22 protein-coding genes are annotated in these 23,688 nt (G+C 64.3%); 12 read left to right on the top strand and 10 right to left on the bottom strand.

The window, feature by feature from the left end; genetic code table 11:
* Nucleotides 1–33: 33 nt before the first annotated feature.
* The 5 genes from ASR47_RS10985 to ASR47_RS10965 form a co-directional block, all read right to left on the bottom strand.
* On the bottom strand, nucleotides 34–1,353 hold the full coding sequence (locus ASR47_RS10985) for an ABC transporter substrate-binding protein (RefSeq protein ID WP_065307817.1): 1,320 nt from the start codon (nucleotides 1,351–1,353) through the stop codon (nucleotides 34–36).
* 53 nt (nucleotides 1,354–1,406) lie between these two features.
* On the bottom strand, nucleotides 1,407–2,465 hold the full coding sequence (locus tag ASR47_RS10980) for a branched-chain amino acid ABC transporter permease (RefSeq protein WP_065307816.1): 1,059 nt from the start codon (nucleotides 2,463–2,465) through the stop codon (nucleotides 1,407–1,409).
* 80 nt (nucleotides 2,466–2,545) lie between these two features.
* The gene (locus ASR47_RS10975) at nucleotides 2,546–3,442 is read right to left on the bottom strand and encodes a branched-chain amino acid ABC transporter permease (RefSeq protein ID WP_171898930.1); all 897 of its coding nucleotides are present in this window, start codon (nucleotides 3,440–3,442) and stop codon (nucleotides 2,546–2,548) included.
* A gap of 25 nt (nucleotides 3,443–3,467) precedes the next feature.
* Complete coding sequence (locus ASR47_RS10970) at nucleotides 3,468–4,301, bottom strand: ABC transporter ATP-binding protein (RefSeq protein WP_082988867.1); 834 nt, start codon at nucleotides 4,299–4,301, stop codon at nucleotides 3,468–3,470.
* Nucleotides 4,298–6,229, bottom strand: a complete 1,932-nt coding sequence (locus tag ASR47_RS10965) for an AMP-binding protein (protein ID WP_065307814.1) — start codon at nucleotides 6,227–6,229, stop codon at nucleotides 4,298–4,300. The genes ASR47_RS10970 and ASR47_RS10965 overlap by 4 nt, the downstream gene beginning before the upstream one ends.
* Before the next feature lie 173 nt (nucleotides 6,230–6,402).
* On the opposite strand from ASR47_RS10965, the gene ASR47_RS10960 reads away from it, so the two are divergent.
* The 10 genes from ASR47_RS10960 to ASR47_RS10915 all read left to right on the top strand — a co-directional run bounded on the left by ASR47_RS10960 (nucleotide 6,403) and on the right by ASR47_RS10915 (nucleotide 16,228).
* Nucleotides 6,403–7,101, top strand: coding sequence for a Crp/Fnr family transcriptional regulator (locus ASR47_RS10960; protein ID WP_065307813.1), 699 nt, complete (start codon nucleotides 6,403–6,405; stop codon nucleotides 7,099–7,101).
* Nucleotides 7,088–9,172: a DUF4132 domain-containing protein gene (locus ASR47_RS10955; protein ID WP_082988866.1), complete on the top strand. Its 2,085-nt coding sequence runs from the start codon at nucleotides 7,088–7,090 to the stop codon at nucleotides 9,170–9,172. Before ASR47_RS10960 ends, ASR47_RS10955 begins: the two co-directional genes overlap by 14 nt.
* Nucleotide 9,173: 1 nt before the next feature.
* Entirely contained in the window at nucleotides 9,174–10,424 is a 1,251-nt protein-coding gene (locus tag ASR47_RS10950) for a glycosyltransferase (protein WP_065307812.1), read from the top strand.
* A 63-nt stretch (nucleotides 10,425–10,487) separates the two neighbouring features.
* On the top strand, nucleotides 10,488–12,317 hold the full coding sequence (locus tag ASR47_RS10945; RefSeq protein WP_065307811.1) for an aminopeptidase P family protein: 1,830 nt from the start codon (nucleotides 10,488–10,490) through the stop codon (nucleotides 12,315–12,317).
* On the top strand, nucleotides 12,317–12,565 hold the full coding sequence (locus tag ASR47_RS10940; RefSeq protein ID WP_065307810.1) for a hypothetical protein: 249 nt from the start codon (nucleotides 12,317–12,319) through the stop codon (nucleotides 12,563–12,565). The genes ASR47_RS10945 and ASR47_RS10940 overlap by 1 nt, the downstream gene beginning before the upstream one ends.
* A 3-nt stretch (nucleotides 12,566–12,568) precedes the next feature.
* A complete protein-coding gene (locus tag ASR47_RS10935) occupies nucleotides 12,569–13,309 on the top strand; it encodes an MgtC/SapB family protein (RefSeq protein WP_065307809.1) in 741 nt (246 codons plus the stop codon).
* Between the two features lie 15 nt (nucleotides 13,310–13,324).
* The gene (locus tag ASR47_RS10930; protein WP_065307808.1) at nucleotides 13,325–13,912 is read left to right on the top strand and encodes a DUF924 family protein; all 588 of its coding nucleotides are present in this window, start codon (nucleotides 13,325–13,327) and stop codon (nucleotides 13,910–13,912) included.
* Nucleotides 13,913–13,918: 6 nt separating this feature from the next.
* Nucleotides 13,919–14,752, top strand: a complete 834-nt coding sequence (locus ASR47_RS10925; RefSeq protein WP_065307807.1) for a Rossmann-like and DUF2520 domain-containing protein — start codon at nucleotides 13,919–13,921, stop codon at nucleotides 14,750–14,752.
* A 329-nt stretch (nucleotides 14,753–15,081) separates the two neighbouring features.
* Nucleotides 15,082–15,444 (top strand): hypothetical protein, encoded by a 363-nt coding sequence (locus ASR47_RS10920; RefSeq protein WP_065307806.1) that lies wholly within the window; start codon nucleotides 15,082–15,084, stop codon nucleotides 15,442–15,444.
* A gap of 202 nt (nucleotides 15,445–15,646) precedes the next feature.
* The gene (locus ASR47_RS10915) at nucleotides 15,647–16,228 is read left to right on the top strand and encodes an outer membrane beta-barrel protein (RefSeq protein WP_245714326.1); all 582 of its coding nucleotides are present in this window, start codon (nucleotides 15,647–15,649) and stop codon (nucleotides 16,226–16,228) included.
* 76 nt (nucleotides 16,229–16,304) lie between these two features.
* On the opposite strand, the gene ettA is transcribed toward ASR47_RS10915, so the two are convergent.
* Together ettA and rarD are read right to left on the bottom strand one after the other, a co-directional pair.
* Nucleotides 16,305–17,975, bottom strand: coding sequence for an energy-dependent translational throttle protein EttA (ettA, locus tag ASR47_RS10910; protein WP_065307805.1), 1,671 nt, complete (start codon nucleotides 17,973–17,975; stop codon nucleotides 16,305–16,307).
* Nucleotides 17,976–18,050: 75 nt separating this feature from the next.
* Nucleotides 18,051–18,935, bottom strand: coding sequence for an EamA family transporter RarD (gene rarD, locus ASR47_RS10905; protein ID WP_065307804.1), 885 nt, complete (start codon nucleotides 18,933–18,935; stop codon nucleotides 18,051–18,053).
* A gap of 239 nt (nucleotides 18,936–19,174) precedes the next feature.
* On the opposite strand from rarD, the gene ASR47_RS10900 reads away from it, so the two are divergent.
* Nucleotides 19,175–21,064: a potassium transporter Kup gene (locus ASR47_RS10900; RefSeq protein ID WP_065307803.1), complete on the top strand. Its 1,890-nt coding sequence runs from the start codon at nucleotides 19,175–19,177 to the stop codon at nucleotides 21,062–21,064.
* 164 nt (nucleotides 21,065–21,228) lie between these two features.
* Complete coding sequence (locus tag ASR47_RS10895) at nucleotides 21,229–21,690, top strand: FKBP-type peptidyl-prolyl cis-trans isomerase (RefSeq protein ID WP_065307802.1); 462 nt, start codon at nucleotides 21,229–21,231, stop codon at nucleotides 21,688–21,690.
* A 68-nt stretch (nucleotides 21,691–21,758) separates the two neighbouring features.
* Here ASR47_RS10895 and ASR47_RS10890 read toward each other — a convergent pair whose 3' ends face one another.
* From ASR47_RS10890 to ASR47_RS10880, 3 genes are all read right to left on the bottom strand, one after another.
* Nucleotides 21,759–22,430 (bottom strand): Dph6-related ATP pyrophosphatase, encoded by a 672-nt coding sequence (locus tag ASR47_RS10890; protein ID WP_065307801.1) that lies wholly within the window; start codon nucleotides 22,428–22,430, stop codon nucleotides 21,759–21,761.
* The gene (locus ASR47_RS10885; protein ID WP_065307800.1) at nucleotides 22,427–22,900 is read right to left on the bottom strand and encodes a GNAT family N-acetyltransferase; all 474 of its coding nucleotides are present in this window, start codon (nucleotides 22,898–22,900) and stop codon (nucleotides 22,427–22,429) included. The genes ASR47_RS10890 and ASR47_RS10885 overlap by 4 nt, the downstream gene beginning before the upstream one ends.
* A gap of 116 nt (nucleotides 22,901–23,016) precedes the next feature.
* On the bottom strand, nucleotides 23,017–23,442 hold the full coding sequence (locus ASR47_RS10880) for an organic hydroperoxide resistance protein (RefSeq protein ID WP_065307799.1): 426 nt from the start codon (nucleotides 23,440–23,442) through the stop codon (nucleotides 23,017–23,019).
* Nucleotides 23,443–23,688: the final 246 nt, after the last annotated feature.

Genomic DNA, 23,688 nt, shown 5'->3' with positions numbered 1-23,688 from the left:
CTTGCGCGTAATCCGACACCACCCGGCAGCCGCTTACTTCATGCAAGCCGGCGTGATCTTCTTCTCTTCCGCGTACTTGCCCGACGATTCATCGACCAGCTTGCGCACCAGCGCCTTGTCGCCGACGATCCATTTCGGCGTGATGGCGGACCATTTCTTGCCATCCCACTGCTGCACTTTCACGGCGCCCGAACCTTCATGGTCGTCGCAGCTGGTTTTCACGGTGGGGAACATGCCCAGCGCGCCGACGGCTTTCTGGCGCGCGTCGTCGACGTTCAGGTTTTCCAGGCCCCAGCGCATCTGCTCGCCCGTGACCGGTTTGCCCTTGCCGAATTTTTCCTGTGCCGTGCGGATCGCCTCGACCCACAGGATGGCGGCTGTCACGCCGCGCATGTGGTAGACCGAACCGATGCGCGACTGGTCGGCCAGGTTGCCCTTGCCGGACGCGTAGAGCTTTTTGCGGATATCGTCGAGCACCGGGTAGGTGCCCGGCGTATTGAAGGTCATCGCGCTGTAGCCCTTGGCGGCGTCGCCCGACGGGATCGTGTCTTCTTCCGAGCCGGCCCACCAGACGCCGAGCATTTTTTCACGCGGAAAACCGTTGCGCTGCGCCGTCTTGATGGCCACCGAATTCATCACCCCCCAGCCCCACAGGATCACGTGATCGGGTTTGGCCTGGCGGATCTGCAGCCATTGCGACTGCTGTTCGCTGCCCGGTGGCGCGACGGGAATCTTGATCAGCTCGAAGCCATACTGTTTCGACAGCGCCTCGAGCACCGGCATCGGCTCCTTGCCGAAGGCCGAGTCGTGGTACAGGTGGACGATCTTCTTGCCTTTGAGCTTGTCCATGCCGCCTTCCTTGTCGCCCAGGTATTTGATCATGCCGGCGGCCTGGCTCCAGTAGCTGGAGATCAAGGGGTACACATACGGGAAGACCTTGCCGTTGGCGGCGTCCGAGCGGCCGTAGCCGATCATGGTCATCGGGATCTTGTCCTGCGCCACGCGGTCGAGGATGCCGTAGGCGACGCCGGTCGACAGGGTCTCGACCAGGGTGGCGCCGCCCTGCTTGGTTTTCAGGCGCTCGTAGCACTCCACGCCGCGCGAGGGGTTGTATTCGGTTTCACATTCTTCCCAGCTGATCTTGACGCCATTGACGCCGCCGGCCTGGTTGACCAGGTTGAAGTAGTCGATGATGCCGCCGTAAAAGCCCGAGCCGCCGGCCGCATACGGCCCCACACGGTAGGACGGCAGGGCGATGTACTGGTCCTGGGCTTGCGCCTGGGCTGTACCGGCGATCGTGAAGCCTGCGGTGGCAAAGGCGGTGGCCAGCATGAGCGATTTGATGTGTTTCATTGTGTCTCCTCTTGTTTTATTGATTTTCAATTCAACCGACATCGACTGCAAAACTAGTGCGGGAAAGGCCAGAGCCGCAATTTCTCTTTCGCGATCTGCCACAGCCTGGCCAGGCCGTGCGGCTCGACGATCAGGAAGAAAATGATCAGCGCGCCAAACACCATCAGTTCCAGGTTCGAGGCCACGCTGGTGGGCAGCGACAGGCCGTGGGCGACGATGTTCAAAAACACCGGCAGCAGCACGATAAAGGCGGCGCCAAGGAAGGAGCCGAGGATGGAGCCGACGCCGCCGATAATGATCATGAACAGGATGCGGAACGACAGGTCGAGGTTGTACGCTTCCGGCTCCACCGTGCCCAGGTAGGCGTAGGCATACAGGGCGCCGGCCACGCCGCAGTAGAACGAGCTGACGGCAAACGCCAGCAGCTTGGTGCGCATCAGCCTGAAACCGATCACTTCGGCCGCCATGTCCATGTCGCGCACCGCCATCCACGAGCGGCCCACGTTGGAGCGGATCATGTTCTTGGCCAAGAGCGCCATGCCCGCCACGATGGCCAGCACCAGCAGGTATTTGCTTTGCGGCGTATCGAACTGGTAGCCGAGGATCTGCATGCCCTGCACCGTCACCACGCCCGAGGAGCTGTAGTTGGTCAGGTACGGGATCTTGGTCAGGCACCAGACGACAAAGAACTGCGTCGCCAGGGTCGAGGCGGCCAGGTAGAAGCCGCGGATGCGCAGGGACGGCAGGCCAAACGCGATGCCGACCATGGCAGCGCACAGGCCGCCCAGGATGAACGACACCAGCAGCGGCAGGCCGGGCAGGCGCGCCATGAAGTTATACGAGGCAAACGCGCCGACGGCCATAAAGGCGGCGGTGCCGAGCGAGAGCTGGCCGGCGTAGCCGGTCAAAATGTTCAGCCCCAGGGCCGCCAGCGCGAAGATCAGGAAGGGGATCATGATCGCCGACAGGATGTAGGGCGAGGCAAAATACGGCAGCAGGAACACGGCGGCGATCAGGGTCGCCGTCAGCGCCAGGCGGTCCTGGCGGATCGGGAAGATCTGGTTGTCGTCCTGGTAGCTGGTCTTGAATTGTCCGGCTTCACGGTAGATCATGGGGTGTGTCCTTTGCGGCTGTGGGGGTGTTTGTCGGATTACGCCTTCGGCTAATCCGACCTACGGATCTTTGTCTGGGCTTATATTCGGCGGATGATTTTTTCGCCGAACAGGCCTTCCGGGCGCACCAGCAGGAACAGCAGGGCCAGCACATACGGGAACCAGCCTTCGATGCCGCCGCCCACCATCGGGCCGATATACACTTCGGCCAGCTTTTCGGACGCGCCGATGATCAGGCCGCCGACGATGGCGCCTGGCACCGAGGTAAAGCCGCCGAGGATCAGCACCGGCAGGGCTTTCAAGGCGATAAAGGTCAGCGCGAACTGCACCCCGTTGCGCGCGCCCCACAACAGGCCCGCCACCATCGCCACCAAACCCGCCACGCCCCATACCACGGCCCAGATGCGCTGCAGCGGAATGCCCACGGCCAGCGCCGCCTGGTGGTCGTCGGCCACCGCGCGCAGGGCGCGGCCGACCTTGGTTTTCGAGAACAGCAGCGCCAGGCAGATCACCAGCAGCGCGCAGATGCCGGCCGCCACCACGTCGAACTGCGAGATGATGATGTTGAAGTTATCCATCAGGAACTGCATCGGCACGTCTTCGATCGGCAGGTCCAGCTTGTGTACCTGCGAGCCCCACATCAGCTGCGCCAGACCTTCGATAAAGAACGCCAGGCCGATGGTGGCCATGAACAGCGTGATCTCGGGCTGGTTCACCAGCGGGCGCAGCACCACCCGCTCGATCGCCATGCCCAAGACGATCATGGCGACCATCGTCAAGGGGATGGCCAGCCACAGCGACAGGCCGAACTTGTCCATGATGCCGACGCAGGTGAGGGCGGCGAAAAACACCATCGCTCCCTGCGCAAAATTGAATACGCCCGAGGCCTTGTAGATCAGCACGAAGCCGATCGCCACCAGCGCATACATCACGCCCGACAGCAGGCCGCCGATCAGTACTTCAAAGAAAAAATTGATATTCATTGTTATCCCTGGTCTGGTGCTAGTGGGCTACACCCAAGTAGGCGTTGATGACATCCTGGTTGCTGCGCACCTCGTCCGGCGTGCCGTCGCCGATCTTGCGGCCGTAGTCGAGCACCACCACCCGGTCCGAGATATCCATCACCACGCCCATGTCGTGCTCGATCAGTACAATGGTCGTGCCCAGCTGGTCGTTGACGTCGAGGATGAAGCGGCACATGTCCTGTTTTTCTTCCACGTTCATGCCGGCCATCGGTTCGTCGAGCAGCAAAATCTCCGGTTCGGCCACCAGTGCGCGGCCCAGTTCGACGCGCTTTTGCAGGCCGTAGGGCAGACGGCCGACCGGGGTCTTGCGGATCGCCTGGATCTCCAGGAAGTCGATGATTTCCTCGGCCTTCTTGCGGTGTTCGATTTCTTCGCGCCGCGCCGGTCCCCAGTACAGGGCCTGCAGCAGGAAGTTCGATTTCATTTTCAGGTTACGGCCCGTCATGATGTTGTCCAGCACCGTCATGCCCTTGAACAGCGCGATATTCTGGAACGTGCGCGCGATGCCGGACTTGGCGGCCTCGTAGCAGTCCATGCCGCGCCGGTGTTCGCCGCGGTAGATGATCTCGCCCTGCTGCGGGCGATAGACGCCGTTGATCACGTTGAGCATCGAGCTTTTGCCGGCGCCATTGGGGCCGATGATGGCGCGTATCTCGTGCTGCTTGACGTCGAACGAGATATCGGTCAGCGCTTTCACACCGCCAAAGGACAGCGAGATATTTTTCAGGTCCAGGATCACGGGGCCGGTCTTGCGCTGCGCGCCGAAGTGGACGTCGGGTTCGTTCATTAGCATCGTGCCGTGCTCCATCATGCCGCCAGGCCCAGGGCCGGCCAGGTTTTGCTGCTCCAGATCTGCAGGTCGGCGCTGGTGGAACCAGTGCGGCCATCCTCGAACTTGACCTGGGTCTCGATGAACTGCGAGGTCTTGCCTTCGTACAGCGCTGCGATCAGCACCGCGTATTTTTCGGCGATGAACTTGCGGCGCACCTTGCGCGTGCGCGTCAGTTCGTCGTCATCGGGGTCGAGCTCCTTGTGCAGTACCAGGAAGCGGTGGATCTGCGTGCGGTCCATCAGCGGATCGGCCGCCAGTTCCGCGTTGACCTGCTCGATGCAGTCGCGGATCAGGCCATAGGTCTCTTCGCGCGCGGCCAGGTCGGTATAGCCGGCGTACGCGATGCCGCGCCGTTCGGACCAGTTGCCGACCGCTTCGATATCGATATTGATAAAGGCGCAGACCTGGTCGCGGCCATGGCCAAAGGCCACCACTTCCTTGATAAAGGGGAAGAACTTGAGCTTGTTTTCGATATAGTTGGGCGCGAAGATGGCGCCGCAATTGAGCTTGCCGACATCGGCCGCGCGGTCGATGATTTTCAGGTGGCCTTCGCTGTCGAACACGCCCGCGTCGCCGGTATGAAAATAGCCGTCGGCGTCGATTACTTCAGCGGTGGCCTCGGGGCGATGGTAGTAGCCGCTCATGGTCGCCTGCGACTTGACCAGCACTTCGCCATTGGCCGCCAGCTTGACTTCCACGCCAGGCGCCGGCAGGCCGACGCTGTCGAACTTGATATTGCCGTCCGGTTGCAAACATACGTAGGCGCAGGTTTCGGTCGAGCCGTACAGCTGCTTGAGGTTGACGCCGATCGAGCGGTAGAAGCGGAACAGGTCGGGGCCGATGGCGGCGCCGGCGGTGTAGGCCACGCGCACGCGCGACAGGCCCAGCACGTTTTTCAGGGGACCATAGACCAGCACATTGCCCACTTGGTAACTGAGGCGATCAGCAAGCGAGACCTGCTTGCCGTCCAGTATCTGCGCGCCGCAGCGCTTGGCCACGTCCATGAAATGGCTGAAGATACGGCGCTTGATGCTGCTGGCGTCTTCCATCCGTATCATCACGCTGGTGAGCATGTTTTCAAACACGCGCGGCGGCGCAAAATAGCAGGTCGGACCGATTTCGCGCATGTCGATCATCACCGTGTCGCCGGACTCGGGGCAGTTGACGGTGAAGCCCGCCACCATCGCCTGCGCCAGCGAAAACAGGCAGTCGCCGACCCAGGCCATCGGCAGGTAGGACAGGATGTCTTCGTTGTCGGTCAGCTTGTCGAAGGCGACGCCGCCTTCACCGGCACAGAGCAGCGCAGTATGGCTCTGGCACACGCCCTTCGGTTTGCCGGTGGTGCCCGAGGTGTACAGGATCACGGCGGAATCAGTGCCGCGGCCCGCTTCCACGGCCGCTTCGAAAAAGCCCGGATGGTCGCGGTCGTATTCGCGGCCCAGCGCCTGCAGGCCGGCAAACGAAATCAGTTCGGGCTGGTGGTAGTGGCGCATGCCGCGTTCATCGTCATAGGCGATATGGGCCACGTGCGGATACAGGGCTTTCAGTTCAAGCAGCTTGTCGACCTGTTCCTGGTCTTCGACGATGGCATACTGGATATGCGCGTCCTGCAGCACATAGGCCATGTCGGCGGCCGGCGCATCCTGGTACAGCGGCACCGGCACGCCACCGAGGCTTTGCGCAGCCAGCATGGCCCAGTACAGGCGCGGGCGGTTGTCGCCGATAATGGCCAGGTTCATGCCGCGCTGGAAACCGATGGCGGCCAGGCCACAGGCCAGCGCCCGCACCTCGGCGTTGACGTCCTGCCAGGTCCAGGTTTGCCAGATGCCCAGGTATTTTTCGCGGAAGGCCGGTTTGTCGGGACGAACGGCGCCATGCTGCACCAGGCGCCGGGGAAAAGTCGGCATTGCTGTGTTGTTTTGCACCAGTGTCTCCTGTTGCGTGTCTCAGGCGCCACCTCGTTGTGTGGCACTCTGTGTTTTTATGTGTAAGGCGTTTGTGCAATGATAGTAGCTTGCGTAGGAATGACGAGTTGTCTTTTCGGGGACATTTGCCCACTTTTCGATGGTGCATCGCACAAATGAAATCAGCCGATATCAGTCTCAAAAACGCCGTGCGCGCGGCCAACTGGGCGCAGTTACTTGACGCAGATCAATTGGCGCGCGTGGAAGCCGATACCGTGGAAGCGTTCGTGCCGAAAGGCGGCTTTGTCTGCCGCAAGGGCGAGCCGGCCGAGTACTGGATCGGCGTGATCAGCGGCATGGTCAAGATGAATAATTTTTCCGCTTCCGGCAAGGCCATGACCTTTATCGGCGTGCCGCCGGGCAGCTGGTTTGGCGAAGGTTCCTTGCTGAAAAACGAGATCCGCAAATACGACACCATGGCCCTGCGCGACACGCGCGTGGCGCGCCTGCCGGCAGCGACCTTTCACTGGCTGCTCGATACCAGCCTGCCATTCACGCGCTTTTTGCTGATGCAGTTGAACGAGCGCCTGGGCCAGTTTATCGGCATGGTGGAAAACGACCGCCTGCTGGACCTGAACACGCGCGTGGCGCGCTGCCTGGCGTCGATGTTCAACTCGCATCTGTATCCTGGCGTGGACACCCTGGTGCAGCTGTCGCAGGAGGAGATCGGCCTGCTGTCGGGCTCCTCGCGCCAGCGCGCCAACCAGGCCTTGCAGGTGCTGGAAAAACAGGGCTTGTTGCGGCTCGATTACGGCGGCATCCGCGTGCTCGATCTTGACGGTTTGCGACGCTACGAGGCCGATGATGCCACTTGACTCCACCCGCGCCGCGGCGCTGCGCGCACGTCTTGAGGGCGCCCCGGTCGACCATGCGCGCTTTACGGGGCCGCCCGTCGATGTCACCGGCTGGACGCCGCAGGAGCTGGGCGTGGTCTGGGGCGCGCTGCACCGCGCCGCCGGCTTTGGCCATGGCGATCCCGAACGCCGGGCGCTGGCGATGACGCTGCTCGAACAGGTGGCCAGCCTGGACCTGGCGCCGGCCCTGGAAGGCGAGGTATTTCTCGACGCGCTAGCCGCGGCCCATGTGCGCGACTGGGACTATGCGGTCGGCTGCCTGGCCTGCCTGCATGGCGCCCCGCCCGCAGGCAGTGCGCCGCTGGCGCTGCGCATCCTGGGCGAGTCGAAGCACTGGCGCGAGCAGCACTTTGCCGCCTGGCTGCTGGCGCGCCTGGCCGGCGGCGACGCCCCGGCGCGATTCGCGCAGGAGATGGAGAAGGACCATGCGCAATCGCCGATGCCCTTGAGCTTGCAGGAACTGATGGTGCTGCCGCAACTGGCGCAGGCCTCCCTGCTGGCGCTGGCCGGCTCGCGCTACAGCGGCCACTGGAACCGCGACAGCATCGGCAAGCCTGACCCGGCCGAAGTGCTGGCCGATGACGCGCCGTATATCGAGTTTGCGCGCACCATACTGGAGTCGGCGGCGCGCCATATCGCGGCGATCCATGAAGGCAGCGTGCCGTATGCGGCCGACGCGGCGTTTTCCAGGCATGACTCGCCGGTGCTGGCGCGCGCCGCGCGGCTGGCGTCCTACCGCGACGAGGCCTGGTTCGGCCCGGTGATCGCCACCTTGCTGCCGTTGGTGTGCGTGGCGCCCGGCAAGGCCAACAGCGCGCCATCGCAGTCGCTGGCGATGGCGCTGGGCCATGCGGTGGAAACCATCCCCACGCCGGAAAGCCTGCTGGCCTTGCGCACGGCGCTGGAACAGGTGCGCCATGCGGGTATCCGGAAAAAACTGGAACGCAACCTGAAGCCGGCCGAACGGGCGCTGGCCGAGCGGCCCGATATCGCCTGGCGGGTCGGCATGCCGGGCCCGATGGGCAAGCGGCGCCAGGCCATGCTGGCGCGCCGCCTGGAAGCGGGCTACGCCAGCGATGTCTGGCTGCCGCTGGCGCAGTGGCGCGCGCTGCTCGGCGACGCCGATATCGACGCGGTGGCGCGCGCCTTGATCTGGCGCGGCAGCGATGGTGTCGATGGCGTCGCCTTCATGCTCGACGGGCAGGGCGCCATCGATGCGCGGGGCCAGCCGCTGGCCTTGCCTGAACAGGGCGGGATCGGCCTGTGGCATCCCTTGCATGGCGGCGCTGAAGAGCGCGCAGCCTGGCAGGCGCTGGTCACGCGGCGGCGCCTGCGCCAACCCGTGCGCCAGACCTACCGCGAAGTGTATCTGCCGCCCGACGATGGCAGTGAACCGTTTGCCGGCCATTGGCTGTCGGTGCGCACCTTGCTGGGCCTGGCGCGCCGCGAGGGCTGGCGCCTCGATGACGAGGAGGGACTGTCACGCCAGTTCGGCGCCTGGCGCGTGACCTTGCTGCTCGAGGGACGCATTTACCCCGGTGCCGAAGGTGCTTGCACCTCGGGCGCACTGGTGGCGCAGGAGCGGGTCGCCAGCCGCTGGCAGCCGGTGGCGCCGGGCCAGATGGCGCCGGTGGCGTATTCCGAAGCGTGCCGCGCGGTGGATTTGCTGGTGAGCGCCAGCGCATTTGCGCTGGTCGAGGAAGAAGCGTGCGCGCAGCGCCAACAGCGCCTGGCTTACCTGTCCAGCCTGGAAACGGGGCCGATGGTGGGCATGCGGCGCGCCGTGCTGGCGCAGGTGTTTGCGCAGCAGATCGGCGCGGGCCGCATGGCGCTCGAAGCGCGTCATCTGATGGTGGGCCGGCACGCGATTCACCTGGCCACCGGCAGGGTCACCCTGGACGGCGCCGCAGTGGCGGTGGACGTGCCGGGGCCGGCCAAAGCCGGCAAACTGGGCGCCGTGCCCTGGCTGCCGCACGACGAGGCGCTGCTGGAAAAAATCGCCGGCCTGGCCGGCCAGCTGCTCAAGGGCTGAGATGGCGCATATGCTGATCCTGGCGGCCGGCAGCGCCGGCGATGTCTATCCATTCATCGTCATCGGCCAGGCGCTGCGCGCGCGCGGCCATGCGGTCACGCTGGTGGCCACCGCCAATTTCCAGGAACGGGCCGAGCGCGCCGGCCTGCGCTTTGTCTCGGGCCTGAGCCAGCAGGAACTCGACGCCAGCGTGCAGGACCCCGAGCTGTGGCATCCGGTCAAGGGCTTTGCCACCATCTGGAAGCATATGGCGCGCCATTTGCCCGCCGCCTATGCGCAGCAGCTGGCGCTGGTGCAGGCAAGCACCGAGCGCACCATCATAGTCGCCAGCACGCTGGGCCTGACGGGGCGCCTGCTGCAGGAAGCCCACGGCCTGCCGTTGACCACCGTGCACCTGGCGCCATCGTGCTTCCTGACGGCCGGCGATACGTCCGTGCGGCGCGGCCTGAACTGGCCGCGCTCCTTGCCGCGCCCGGTGGTGCGCCTGATATTGAATCTGGTCGAGCGGCTGATGCTCGATCCTGTCGTGCGGCCCGCCATCAACGGCCTGCGCGCCAGCCTGGGCCTGGCGCCTGTGCGGCGCGTGATGAGCCGCTGGCTGCATTCGCCGCAGCAGGTGGTGTGCGCCTTTCCCGCCTGGTTTGCCGCGCCGCAGGCCGACTGGCCGCCGCATACGGTGTGCACCGGTTTTCCGCGCATGCCGGCCAGCGCAGGCCAGCTTGATCCGGCCCTGCAGCGCTTTATCGACGCGGGCGACGCGCCCATCGTGGTCACGCCCGGTTCGGCCATGGCCCATGGCGCGGGCTTTATCGGCCGCGCGCTGGAAGCCGCCGCTGCGTTGAATCTGCGCGTGGTGGTGGTCACGCCATATCGCGAACAACTGCCGGCTACCTTGCCAGCGACCGTGCACCATGCGGCGTACGCGCCGTTCGACCTGCTGGCGCCGCAGACGGCGGCGTTCGTGCACCACGGCGGCATCGGCACCAGCGCCACCGTGCTGGCGGCCGGCAAGCCGCAGCTGGTGGTGCCGTTTGCCTTCGACCAGCCCGACAACGCCGCGCGCCTGCGGCGCCTGGGCGTGTCGTTGACTGTGTTGCCCAAGGCGCCGCTGCGCGCCTGGAGCGCCGCCCTGGGCCGCCTGCTGGGCGACCCCGCCATCGCGGCGGCCTGCGCCACGGTGGCGGCCGCCATGGCCGCTGAAGTGCCTGCGGCCGAACAGATTGCCGACCTGATCGCGCGGCAGGCGGTGTGAGTACAGCATCGCCGGCAATCGGAGTATCATGAACGCTTCCCAGCACAGCACCTTTTCGCCGCCATGCAGACACCCGCAGCCAGCCACTCTCACAGCAACCCCGCCTCCCGTTTGACCCTGCTGCGCGCCGCCATGCGCGCGCAACAGATCGATGCGCTGGTCGTGCCTTCGGCCGATCCGCACCTGTCCGAATACCTGCCGGCCCACTGGCAGGGCCGTCAATGGCTGTCCGGTTTCACGGGCTCGGTTGGCACTTTGGTCGTCATGCAGGACTTTGCCGGCTTGTGGACCGACGGCCGCTACTGGGAACAGGCGGAAACAGAGCTGGCCGGCAGCGGCATCGTTCTGAAAAAAATCCCCTCCGGCGCCAGCGTGCTGTTTATCGACTGGCTGGGCAGCACCATGCAGGCCGGCCAGACGGTGGCCGTCGACGGCGCTGTGCTGGGCCTGGCCAATGCGCGCCTGCTGCGGCAGGCGCTGGCGGCGGACGTGACCCTGCGCACCGATATCGATCTGCTGGACGCCGTGTGGGCCGAGCGTCCAAGCATGCCGGCAGCGGCCATCTTCGAGCATGGCGCGCCCTATCCGGCCTTGCCGCGGGTGGAAAAACTGGCGGCCTTGCGCGCGTCCATGGCGGCGCATGGCGCGAGCCACCATGTGGTTTCCACGCTCGACGATATCGCCTGGCTGTTCAACCTGCGCGGCGCCGACGTCAGTTACAACCCCGTGTTCCTGGCCCATGCGCTGGTGGGGCCGCAGCGCGCCACCCTGTTTGTCGCCGACGGCAAGCTGCCCGCCGACCTGCGCGCGGCCCTGGAAGAGCAGGGCGTCGACGTGGCGCCGTATGCGCTGGCCGCAAGCGCGCTGGCCGCCTTGCCGGCCGGCGCCAGCTTGCTGCTCGATCCGCGCCGCGTCACTTACGGCACGCGCCAGGCGGTGGCCGATGGCGTGCGCGTGATCGAGGCGATCAACCCCACCACCCTGGCCAAGTCGCGCAAGACCGACAGCGAAGCGGCCCATGTGCGCGCGGCGATGGAGCAGGATGGCGCGGCGCTGTGCGAGTTTTTCAGCTGGCTCGACGCCACCCTGGCCGACCCGCAGCGCACGCCATTGACGGAGATCGGCGTCGATGAACGCCTGAGCGCCTGCCGCGCGCGCCGCGCCGGTTTTGTCAGCCCCAGCTTCGGCACCATCGCCGGCTTCAATGCCCACGGCGCCATCATGCATTACCACGCGCAGGCGGGCAGCGAAGCGACCATCGAGGGCGATGGCCTGCTGCTGATCGACTCTGGCGGCCAGTACCTGGGCGGCACCACCGATATCACGCGCGTGGTGCCGGTGGGCGCCATCACGGCGCAGCACAAGCGCGATTTCACGCTGGTGCTGCGCAGCATGATCGCGCTGTCGCGCGCGCAGTTCCCGCGCGGCGTGAAGTCGCCCATGCTGGACGCCATCGCGCGCGCGCCGCTGTGGGCCGAGGGCATCGATTTCGGCCACGGCACCGGCCACGGCGTGGGCTTTTTCCTGAATGTTCACGAAGGGCCGCAGTCGATCTCGCAATCGGCCATGCCCGAGCCGCAGACGGCGATGGAGGCCGGCATGATCACCTCGGTCGAGCCGGGCATTTACCGCCCGGGGCAGTGGGGCATCCGCATCGAAAACCTGGTGCTGAACGTGGCCGCGCCATCCTCGCAGTTCGGCGAATTTTTGACATTCGAGACCCTGACCCTGTGCCCGATCGATACGCGCTGCGTCGAACGCAGCCTGCTGCGCGACGACGAGGCGGCCTGGCTGAACGCCTATCACGCCACCGTGCGTGCGCGCCTGGCGCCGCACCTGGCCACCGATGCGCCTGCGCTGGCGTGGCTGGAACAGCGCACGGGAGCCATCTGATGCGATCGACACGCGCCACCTCCGCCATCGAGCGGCTCAAGGAACGCACCGGCAACCGCCTCTACACCATGGCGCGCACCGGCGACGAACTGTTTTTCCTGACCGAAGGTCCGGGTTTGCCGCCCTTGTGCGCGCCGCTGGAACTCGATGCCTTTGTCGCCTTTGTCAATGGCCTCGGGCCGCAAAAGGCGCGCCGGGTCAGCAAGCTCGATGTGGCGTTTGAAAAGCAGTTGACCAAGAAGCCGTAGGCGATGCCGACCATCGACTTCCTGCGCGCTTACTGGTCGCCGGCCGAGCTGGCGACCAATGGCGTGATCCTGCTGAACCTGCTTGGCGCGCTGGCGCTGGGCCTGCTGGTCGGCTACGAGCGCTCGTATCACGGGCGCGCGGCCGGCATGCGCACCTACGGCCTGGTCTGCATGGCCTCGGCCGCGCTGACGGTGCTGGGCGGCTATCCGGAATTCTGGTACGGCGGCCATGGCAGCATCGTCGGCAGCGACCCCACGCGCGTGATCCAGGGCATCGTCACCGGCGTGGGTTTTTTGGGCGCCGGCGTGATCATGCGCGAAGGCTTCAATATCAGCGGCCTGACGACGGCCGCCTCGATCTGGGCTTCTTCGGTGATCGGCATCATGGTGGGCATCGGTTTTTACCTGTCGGCCATGGGCCTGGCCTTCCTGTGCGCGATGGCGATGATTTTTCTGTCAAAATTGGAGAACTGGCTGCCCTCGCGCCATGCCGTGGCCATCACCATGCGCTTCAAGCGCGACTTCGTGCCACGCGAAGATGCGCTGCGGCGCATGGCCGCCAAGCGCGGCTACGACATCGCGGGCGGCTCGCTGACCATCGGCAGCACCGACGGCATGCAGGAATGGCGCTTTGTCGCCATCGCCCACGGCAAGAACACGGGCGCCAGCCTGTCCGCCATGTCGGCCGAGCTGGCCGCTTTCGACGGCATCGCCGGCTTCCAGCTGTCGCATGCCCGCAACTAAGACATAGGTAATCACATGATCATGGATGCTCAGGCAAAGGATGTACTCGATTTCTGGTTTCTCGCTCCCGACAACCCGGCCCACGGCCAGTCGCGCGCCGAATGGTTCAGCAAGGATGACGCCTTCGACGCGCAGATCCGCGAGCGCTTCGGCGCACTGATCGACACCGCCATCGATGGCGGCCTGCGCGACTGCGCCGCCACGCCGCGCGGCGCACTGGCGCAGATCTTGCTGCTCGACCAGTTCACGCGCAATGTATATCGCGGCACGCCGCGCGCGTTTGCCGGCGATGCGCAGGCTTTGGCGCTGGCCAGCGCGCTGGTGCAAAGTGGCCAGGACCAGGAACTGGAGCCGACCCTGCGCGCCTTCGTCTACATGCCGTTCGAACATGCCGAAGACCTGGCCATGCAGGCGAGGGCGGTGGAACTGTTCCAGCTGCTGACGCAGTCGCGCGACGGCTTCGAGAGCATGCTCGACTATGCCCAGCGCCACCAGGAAGTGATTGCCCGCTTCGGCCGCTTCCCCCACCGTAACGCCATCCTGGGCCGCGACTCCACCCCCGAGGAGGCCGCTTTCCTGCTCCAGCCGGGCTCCAGCTTTTAAGCCATCATGAATGTCACCTTGAACATTATCGGCGCCGGCCATGTGGGCCGGGTGCTGGGTCGCCTGTTCGCCGGCGTGGAAGGCATCGCGGTGCAGGACGTGCTGACGCGCTCGATAAGTACGGCGCGCGAGGCGGTCGGCTTTATCGGCGCGGGCACGCCCGTCGACAGCTACGCCGCCTTGCGCCGCGCCGACGTCACCATGCTGGCCGTCTCGGACGACCAGATCGTGCCGGCCTGCGCGGCGCTGGTGGCCGAGGGGGGGCAAAGCGGCGCCATCGTGTTTCACTGCAGCGGCGCGCTGGCGTCGAACCTGCTGCTGGTGGCAAGCCAGGCTGGCGCCTCGGTCGCCAGCGTGCATCCGATCCGCAGCTTTGCCGACCCCGGCCAGGTGGCCGGCAGTTTCGACGGCACGTATTGCGGCGTCGAAGGCGACGCGCTGGCGATGGCGTTTCTGACGCCGGCCTTGATCGCTATCGGCGCGCGCCCGGTGCCGATCGATCCGGCCGCCAAGACCCTGTATCACGCCGCCGCCGTGTTCGCCAGCAATTACCTGGTGACCGTGCTCGATGCATCCTTGCGCGCCTACCAGGCGGCCGGCATACCGGAAGCGGTGGCGCGCGAGCTGGCCGGCCCCTTGGTGACGGAAACGGTGGCCAATGTGCTGCGCCTGGGTGCGGCGCCGGCGTTAAGTGGTCCGATCGCGCGCGGCGACATGGCCACCGTGGCGCGCCAGCGGCAGGCGGTGGCGCACTGGGATGGCGCTACCGGCGCCTTGTACGAAGCGCTGGTGGCGCCGACGCTGGCGCTGGCGGCGCGCAAGCGCGCACTGCAGTCGTAGCTGGCTCAGGCCGTCTGTATGCGGTTGCGGCATGTTTCCTTGTGACCGTCACCGGCAATGGCGGCTCCGGCAGGCCGAAGTGGTGGCCGGCGACGGTCGCGCGCAAGGCGAAAGTATGCAGCAGCGCTTGTCTTGGTGCAATGTTAACAGCTGATCTGGCGCGTAACAGCAGGCGGTCAGCGACCAGATAACCACAACTTGCCAAATAAAGATGCCGAGTTGTCGACAAAGATGCCGATTGGAAATAACATTTCATGCTGGGAATCAAGCGCACCGCCCCAGTCATGGCGCCGCCTCAGGCGCGAGACAGCACGCGCAGGGAGTGTTCCATGTTATTTTTAAAGACGACTTCAAGCAGCAAGGCACCGGGCGTCTATGACGTCGATATCGCCGCCAAGCCACCCGGCAAGACTTTCGGCGTATTTCTCGCTACCAACCCCGAGCAGGCGCCGCAAGCCTTGCTGGACCAGTTGAAGGCGCTCGGTTTCGAGAATACCTACAGTTCCGCCTATCTGCACAAGGATGGCTGCAAGGTGCTGGACCTGCATTTCCAGAAAGACGGCACCGATATCTTCAAGGGCTGGAAAAGCGAGGAATGCACGCAGAACCTGGCCGCCATTACCGAGCTGTTCGCGCAGCATGGCATCGTGATCGCCCCCCGCATCATGACCATGGCCGAAGCCTATGCATAAAGGTTATTTCTCTTAAGTTTCGCTTAAGTTAGTCTATCTTTGCTCATTTCTACCTTATTTTCAGTTTGACTGCCTGGCTTACATCTCGTCACATTTCTTACGCAATGGAGACGGACGTGTGTTTTTCACAGTGATATCGTGACCACATCGCATTTCGCTGGAACTGCGAATCCAGGCAATTCAACTTATTTAAGAGAGAAACATGATGAAAAAGATCCTGTTTGCAATGATCGCTTCTGTCACCGCCATGTCCGCCATGAGCGCCGCCCATGCGGAAGGCCCGTATGTGGGCGTCGGTGTCACCGCCAACCGGTATGACTTCAAGGTGCCTGGCGCCACCAGCGCCGACAACCACAGCGGCGCCAAGGCCGGCGGCAAGTTTTTTGCCGGTTACGACCTGAACCAGACCTGGGCGGTGGAAGGCGGTTATGCCGACTTCGGCAGCAAGGACTACAGCTACGTCAATGGCGCCGGTGGCAGCGGCCAGGTGAAAAGCGATTCGCACGGCTATTACCTGGCTGGCAAGGCCACCATGCCCGTGACGGACAAAGTCGGCGTGTTCGGCAAGCTGGGTGTCGCCCGCGTTGACAACAGCCTGAGCGGCTCGGGCCTGTCGACCGGCATCCGCGGCGAGAACAAGACCGGCGTCTATGCCTCGCTGGGCGCCCAGTATGCGGTCAACGAGAAAGTCTCGCTGACGGCGGAAGTGGAACACTTCGGCAAGAGCGCCGAGCAGGGCCACAAGGCCACCGGTCTGGCCTTGGGCGCCCGCTACAACTTCTAAGTTGCCAGCTGCGTGCTGAAAAAAAAGGCAGTCACCGCGAGGTGACTGCCTTTTTGCATTGCTGAGTATAAAAAACTTACACGGTCAGCGGCTTGTAGCGGATGCGTTTCGGCTTGGCGCCTTCTTCGCCGAGGCGTTTTTTCTTGTCGGCTTCATATTCCTGGTAGTTGCCATCAAAGAATTTGACTTGCGAGTCGCCTTCGAAGGCCAGGATATGGGTGGCGATACGGTCGAGGAACCAGCGATCGTGGGAAATGACCATCACGCTGCCGGCAAATTCCAGCAGCGCGTCTTCCAGCGCGCGCAGGGTTTCCACGTCCAGATCGTTCGACGGTTCATCGAGCAGCAGGACGTTGCCGCCCATCAGCAGCGTTTTCGCCAGGTGCAGGCGGCCGCGTTCACCGCCGGACAAGTTGCCAACGATTTTTTGCTGGTCGCCACCTTTGAAGTTGAAGCGGCCCAGATAGGCGCGCGACGGCATTTCGAAGCGGCCGACGGTCAGCATGTCGGCGCCGCCGCACACGTCCTGGAACACGGTCTTGTTGTCCGACAGCGAGTCGCCGCGATTCTGGTCGACAATCGACACACGCGCCGTCTGGCCGATGGCCACTTCGCCGCTGTCCGGCTGTTCCGTGCCGGTGATCATCTTGAACAGGGTCGACTTACCGGCGCCGTTGGGGCCGATGATGCCGACGATGGCACCGGCCGGAATCGTGAAGCTCAGGTCGTCGATCAGCAGGCGGTCGCCGAAGGCTTTCGACACGTTCTTGAATTCGATCACTTCATTGCCCAGGCGTTCGGCCACGGGAATGAAGATCTCCTGGGTTTCGTTGCGCTTCTGGTATTCGTGCTCTGACAGCTCGTTGAAGCGGGCCAGGCGGGCTTTGGACTTGGCCTGGCGCGCTTTCGGGTTCTGGCGCGACCATTCAAGTTCCTTCTGCAGCGCTTTCTGGCGAGCGGACTCCGTTGCCTCTTCCTGCTTCAGGCGCGCCTGCTTCTGCTCCAGCCAGGTCGAGTAATTGCCTTTCCATGGAATGCCGTGGCCGCGGTCCAGCTCCAGGATCCACTCGGCCGCGTTGTCGAGGAAGTAGCGATCGTGGGTAATCGCCACCACGGTGCCCGGGAAGCGCAGCAGGAATTGTTCCAGCCAGTCGACCGATTCCGCATCGAGGTGGTTGGTCGGCTCGTCGAGCAGCAGCATGTCGGGTTTCGACAGCAGCAGCTTGCACAGCGCCACGCGGCGCTTTTCACCGCCTGACAGCACGCCGATTTTCGCATCCCATGGCGGCAGACGCAGCGCGTCGGCGGCCATTTCCAGCTGCAGATTCAGGTTGCCGCCGTCGGAGGTCGAGATGATCGCTTCCAGGCGCGCCTGTTCATTGGCCAGGGCGTCGAAATCGGCGTCTTCCTCGGCATAGGCGGCGTACACGGCTTCGAGCTTGGCTTGCGCTTCGAACACTTCGCCCAGGCCCGACTCCACTTCCTGGCGCACGGTTTTTTCCGGATCGAGCTGCGGTTCCTGCGGCAGGTAGCCGATATTGAGGCCCGGCATCGGCACGGCTTCGCCCTGGATGTCGGTATCGATGCCGGCCATGATTTTGAGCAGGGTCGATTTACCGGAACCGTTCAGGCCCAGCACGCCGATCTTGGCGCCCGGGAAAAAGGACAGGGAAATATCTTTCAGGATCTGGCGCTTGGGCGGGACGATTTTGCCCACGCGATTCATGGTGTAGACGTAATTAGCCATTGGAAATCTCGGGTGTTATACAAAGACGAACAGGATACGGTAAACGCCTGCTTCCGGCCAGCGCTGGATCGTGCGTCAGGCTGACAGGCGGGCCCGGCGGGTCACCCACAGCCCTTCGCAGGCATACAGCGCCAGCGCGGCCCAGATCACCATGAAGCCCAGCATGCGTTCCTGGGTAAACGATTCATGGAAGACCCATACGCCGATCAGGAGCTGGCCGGTGGGGGCGATATATTGCAGCAGGCCCAGCACGGCCAGCGGCAGGCGCCGCGCACCGGCCGCGAACAGCAGCAGCGGGATGGCCGTGATCGGCCCCGAGGCCAGCAGCAGCGCGCGCGTGGCGCCGGACTCGGTATTGACGAAGCCGCTCTGGCCATGCCAGGTCAGCCACAGCATGTACGCCAGCGCCAGCGGAAACAGAATCATGGTTTCGAACGACAGGCCTTCCAGCGCGCCCAGCGCGGCCGTCTTGCGCAGCAGGCCGTAGCCGCCGAAGGTGGCGGCCAGCAGCAGCGCGATCCATGGCACTTGCCCGGCCTGCCAGGTCAGCCAGGCCACGCCGCAGGCGGCCAGCGCGATGGCCAGCCATTGCGCACGGCGCAGGCGCTCGTGCAGCAGCAGAAAGCCCAGCATGACGTTGAGCAAGGGGGTAATGAAGTAGCCGAGGCTGGCGTCGACCACATGGCCGTTGTTGACGGCCCAGATATAGATGAACCAGTTGGCCGACAGCAGGAACGCGCTGGCCACGAAACCGGCCACCACCTTCGGCTGGCTGGTCAGGGTGCGCAGCCAGCCCCACTGGCGGCGGATGGTCAGAACGATGCCGAGGAACAGCAGCGACCAGACCATGCGGTGCGCCAGGATTTCCTGCGGTGCGACTTCTTCCAGGGCATGGAAGTACAGTGGAAACAGGCCCCAGCACAAAAAAGCGAGGGAGGCGTACAACATGCCTGGATTCATGATGGGCTTCACAAAGAGAGTAGACAGTCTGTCATTATCGCTGAAATCAATATGGCCTGCCGGGCGGCACCGGGGCAGCGTAGAATGGCAACACATCAAGGGCCGCGACGCCGCGCACAAGTGCGCCGGGGCCAACAACAACGACCTTGGGGCAGCTGCGGAATCATGCAAAAATACTCTTGCTATTTGCTAATACCTATCATATTGTGCGATGCAACAAAACAAAAACGGGTGCAACCTTGACGTCGGAACATAAAAAAAGCGGCCTGGCCGGCATGACGCTGGCGGCCGTGGGCATCGTTTACGGCGATATCGGCACCAGTCCGCTGTACACCCTGAAAACCGTGTTCGACCCGGCCCACGGCCTGGCGCTGACCCACCACAACCTGCTGGGCATCGTCTCGTTGATCTTCTGGGGCCTGACCCTGATCGTCTCGCTCAAGTATGTGACCCTGGTGCTGCGCGCCGACAACCGCGGCGAGGGCGGCATCATGGCGCTGATGGCGCTGGTGCTGTCGTCGGTCAGCAAGCTGTCGCGCTGGCACTTTCCGCTGATGGTGATCGGCGTCTTCGGCGCCACCCTGTTCTATGGCGACAGCGTGATCACGCCAGCCATCTCCGTGCTGTCGGCGATCGAGGGCCTGGAAGTGGCCACGCCCGCCTTCAGCCCCTATGTGGTGCCGCTGACGATGGTGGTGCTGGTGGCCCTGTACTCGGTGCAGTCGCACGGCACGGCCGGCATCGGCCGCTATTTCGCGCCCATCATGGTGCTGTGGTTTGCCGCGCTGGCCATTATGGGCGTGCTCAACATCATCAAGTCGCCGCATATCCTGGCCGCCCTGAACCCGATGCATGCGGCCACCTTCCTGATGAATAACGGCTTCGTCGCGTTTGTCGCGCTCGGTGCGGTGGTGCTGGCGCTGACGGGCGCCGAGGCGCTGTACGCCGACATGGGCCACTTCGGCAAGCAGCCGATCCGCCTGGCCTGGTTCCTGATCGCCTTTCCGGCGCTGGCGCTGAACTACCTGGGCCAGGGTGGCTTGCTGCTGGCGCATCCGGAAGCGGTATCGAATCCGTTCTACCAGCAGCTGGGCTCCTGGAGCGTGTACCCGCTGGTGATCCTGTCGACCATGGCCACCGTGATCGCCTCGCAGGCGACCATTTCCGGCACCTTCTCGATGACCAAGCAGGCCATCGCGCTGGGCTTTTTGCCGCGCATGCGCGTGCGCCATACTTCGGAAAGCGAGATCGGCCAGATCTACATCCCGGCCGTCAACTGGCTGCAGCTGTTCGTGGTGCTGCTGGCCGTGGTCGGTTTCGGTTCCTCGGAAAACCTGGCCGCCGCGTATGGCATCGCGGTCACCGCCACCATGCTGTGCACCACCATCTTGACGTTCTTCGTGATCCGCTACCGCTGGAAGATGAACCTGGCGCTGTGCTGGGCCGCGACCGGCTTTTTCCTGGTGATCGACGTCAGCCTTGTATCGGCCAGTGCCTTGAAACTGTTTCATGGCGGCTGGTTCCCGCTGCTGCTGGGCTCGATCCTGTTCATCGTCATGCTGACCTGGAAGCGCGGCCGCCAGCTGGTGTTCGACAACTTGGAAAAACATGCGATTCCGCTCGACGATTTCCTCGCCTCGCTGTTCATCGCGCCGCCGCTGCGGGTGCCGGGCACGGCGATCTTCCTGCGCGGCGAAAGCGACGGCGTGCCGCATGCGCTGCTGCACAACCTGCTGCACAACAAGGTGCTGCACGAGCGCGTGATCTTCTTGACGGTCTTCATGCACGAGGAGCCGTGGGTGCCGCGCAACGAGCAGGTCAATGTGCTCGACCTGGGCCACCAGTGCTACCAGGTCAATGTGCATTACGGCTTCAAGGATGAACCGGACATTCCCGCCGCGCTGGCGCTGGCGCAGGGCGCAGGCGACGGCGGCGAGTTCGCCTTTGAAATGATGGAAACATCGTTCTTCATCGCCCGCCAGACCATTATCTCGACGCCGGGCTCGGGCATGATGCCATGGCGCGAACACCTGTTCGTCACCATGTCGCGCAATGCACGCACGGCGGCCGACTACTACCAGATCCCCAGCAACCGGGTGATCGAGCTGGGCACGCAAGTGGAAATCTGAGACGGCGGGCCGCTGTGGTGATCCTGCCAGTGTTGCAGGAACCACGCATCGGCCTGCCTGCTTACGTCTGCTTACAAGTTGCTCCTGTTACTCCTGTTAAACTGCAGCCCGCACGGTCCGCATCGCACGGGCTTGCGTCACACTCCAATCTGTAAAGGGAAACCATGAAATCGGTATTTCAGTTGATCGCCTCTGTCGCTTGTGCTTTTGCCCTGACCGCTTGCGGCAGCGCCGCGAACGAAAAAAAGGATGTCGTCATCGATCCGGCCACGCAGGTGAAGGAATTGGTCGTCACCGACCTGACGGTGGGCACGGGCGCGACGGCGGCCTCCGGCGACACCCTGATCGTCACCTACACGGGCTGGCTGTACAACTCGGGCAAGACCGACAACAAGGGCACCCAGTTCGACGCGACCAAGCCCGGCGCCGGCTTCCAGGTGGTGCTCGGCAAGGGCACGGTCATTCCAGGCTGGGACCGGGGTCTGGTCGGCATGAAGGTCGGCGGCACGCGCCGCCTGACGATTCCATACGATCTCGGCTATGGTCCGAACGGCAGCTTGCCGGCCATCCCCGCCTATGCCGGCCTGGTGTTCGATATCAGCCTGGTGACCGTCACCAAGCCTTGATGCCGCCACTGGCGTAGAGACAACAACGGGCGGCCTGCGGGCCGCCCGTTTTGCATGGCGCCGGCGCCTCAGGCGGGCGCCAGTTCCTGGAAGTAATAGGTGGCGCCACCCAGATCGGCTGGCGCGTCATAGCGCAGCACCTGCGTGCGCCTGAGCGCCACCGGCGCGCCGAAGGCCGGACCGTCATAGACAAAGGTGTGGAACTCGCCGTTTTCGCCGCAGGCATCCACGCCGGGCGGCAGGTCGGCCAGGAAGGCGGCGTCGAATTCGCGCCCGCAAAACTCCGGCGCCAGATGCGTGCCGTTGATGCACACGACGATCGCCTTGAAGCCGGCCGCCAGGAATTCCCCGACCAGCGCCAGGCGGTCCTCGCCCCACAGCGGCAGGTGCGCCTGCAGGCCGGCGCTGGCACAGACTTTTTCTTCCCAGTCGCGGTGCGGCTGCAGGTCGATATCGCCAAACAGCGCGTGATCGATACCGTCGGCCTTGGCCGCGCGCAGCATGGCGACGAATTGTTCCTCGTAGCTGGCCCAGCTGGCGTGATAGCGCTGCAGGCGCGCGCCCAGGCTGGCCGCCTGCGCTTCGAGCAGCTCGGGCGGCACGCCGTGCGAACGCGACTTGCGCCCGTCCTCATCCATGGCCGTAATCAGCAGCGGCACACTGATGCCGGCGGTGCGCGCGCGCCACAGTGCCAGGCAGGAATCCTTGCCGCCGCTCCAGGAAATCAGGGCGGTCGTCATACGGTTTGCGCCGCGCGCAGCATGTCGATGTGCTCGATGCCGTCTTCATCGTAGGGCGCGCTGACGGTGACGAAACCGAACGACTGATAAAAGCGCTCCAGGTACTGCTGGGCACCGATGCGGATCGCATGGCCGGCATGCAGGCGCACGGCGCGCGCGATGCCTTCCGCCAGCAGCTGCTTGCCGGCGCCGGTGGTGCGCGCCTCGGGCGCCGTCAGCACGCGGCCCAGCGACATCTCCCCATATTTGGCGCCCGGCGCCAGCACGCGCAGGTACGCCGCCAGTTGCCGCTGGCCATCGCCATCACCCTCGTGCCAGCCCAGCAGATGCATGGCGGCCTGGTCATGGCCGTCCAGGTCCTGGTACAGGCATTGCTGTTCCAGCACGAACACGCGCTGGCGCAGCGCCAGCACCGCATACAGGCCGTGGGGGCCGAGTTCGTCAAAGGTTTGCCATTGCCAGGTGATCATCGCGCGTCCAGATTGTCAGGGAAAGAGCGTCATTTTAAAGGCTCCGACGCAAAAAAGCCGCGCTGCCTCTGAGGCAGCGCGGCTTTTGATTAATCATCCTCTGGCTTGCCGTGCTCTCACACGATGGTCAGGGTGACGTCGATATTGCCGCGGGTGGCGTTCGAGTACGGGCAGACGATATGCGCGGCGGCGACCAGTGCTTCGGCGGCGGCGCGGTCCATGCCTGGCAGCGAGATTTTCAGTTCCACTTCGATGCCGAAGCCCGTTTCGATGGCGCCGATACCGACCGTGCCGGTGATCGACAGGTCTGCCGGCAGCGCGATCTTGTCGCGGCCGCCGACAAATTTCATCGCGCCGATAAAGCAGGCCGAGTAGCCGGCCGCGAACAGCTGTTCCGGGTTGGTGCCGGCGGCGCCATTGCCACCGAGTTCTTTCGGCGTGGTCAGTTTCACGTCGAGCACGTTATCGGACGAAACGGCGCGGCCTTCGCGGCCTCCGGTGGCGGTAGCTACGGCGCGGTACAGGACTTGTTGGATCGACATGGTAGTGCTCCTTGAGTTAAATAGTTAACGACTAAATAGTGTGCTACTTGTGGGCGATGACCCGGGAAGCCCATCTGAAACATCTGCAATGCGGCGTCCATGTACACAATATATATCGCGCGCTATTTAATTGCAAGCGATTTTTATAAAATCGTGCGGCTCCCAGGCTTTATTTCCTGCTTCCGTCGCCCGTTCATGCCTTCCGTCGCATAATGACTCCCGCTGCGCGCGCCAGCCGCTATTCTT

The organism is Janthinobacterium psychrotolerans (assembly GCF_001677885.1).
Lineage (GTDB): Bacteria > Pseudomonadota > Gammaproteobacteria > Burkholderiales > Burkholderiaceae_D > Janthinobacterium > Janthinobacterium psychrotolerans.
This window is presented reverse-complemented; position numbering and strand designations above follow the sequence as displayed.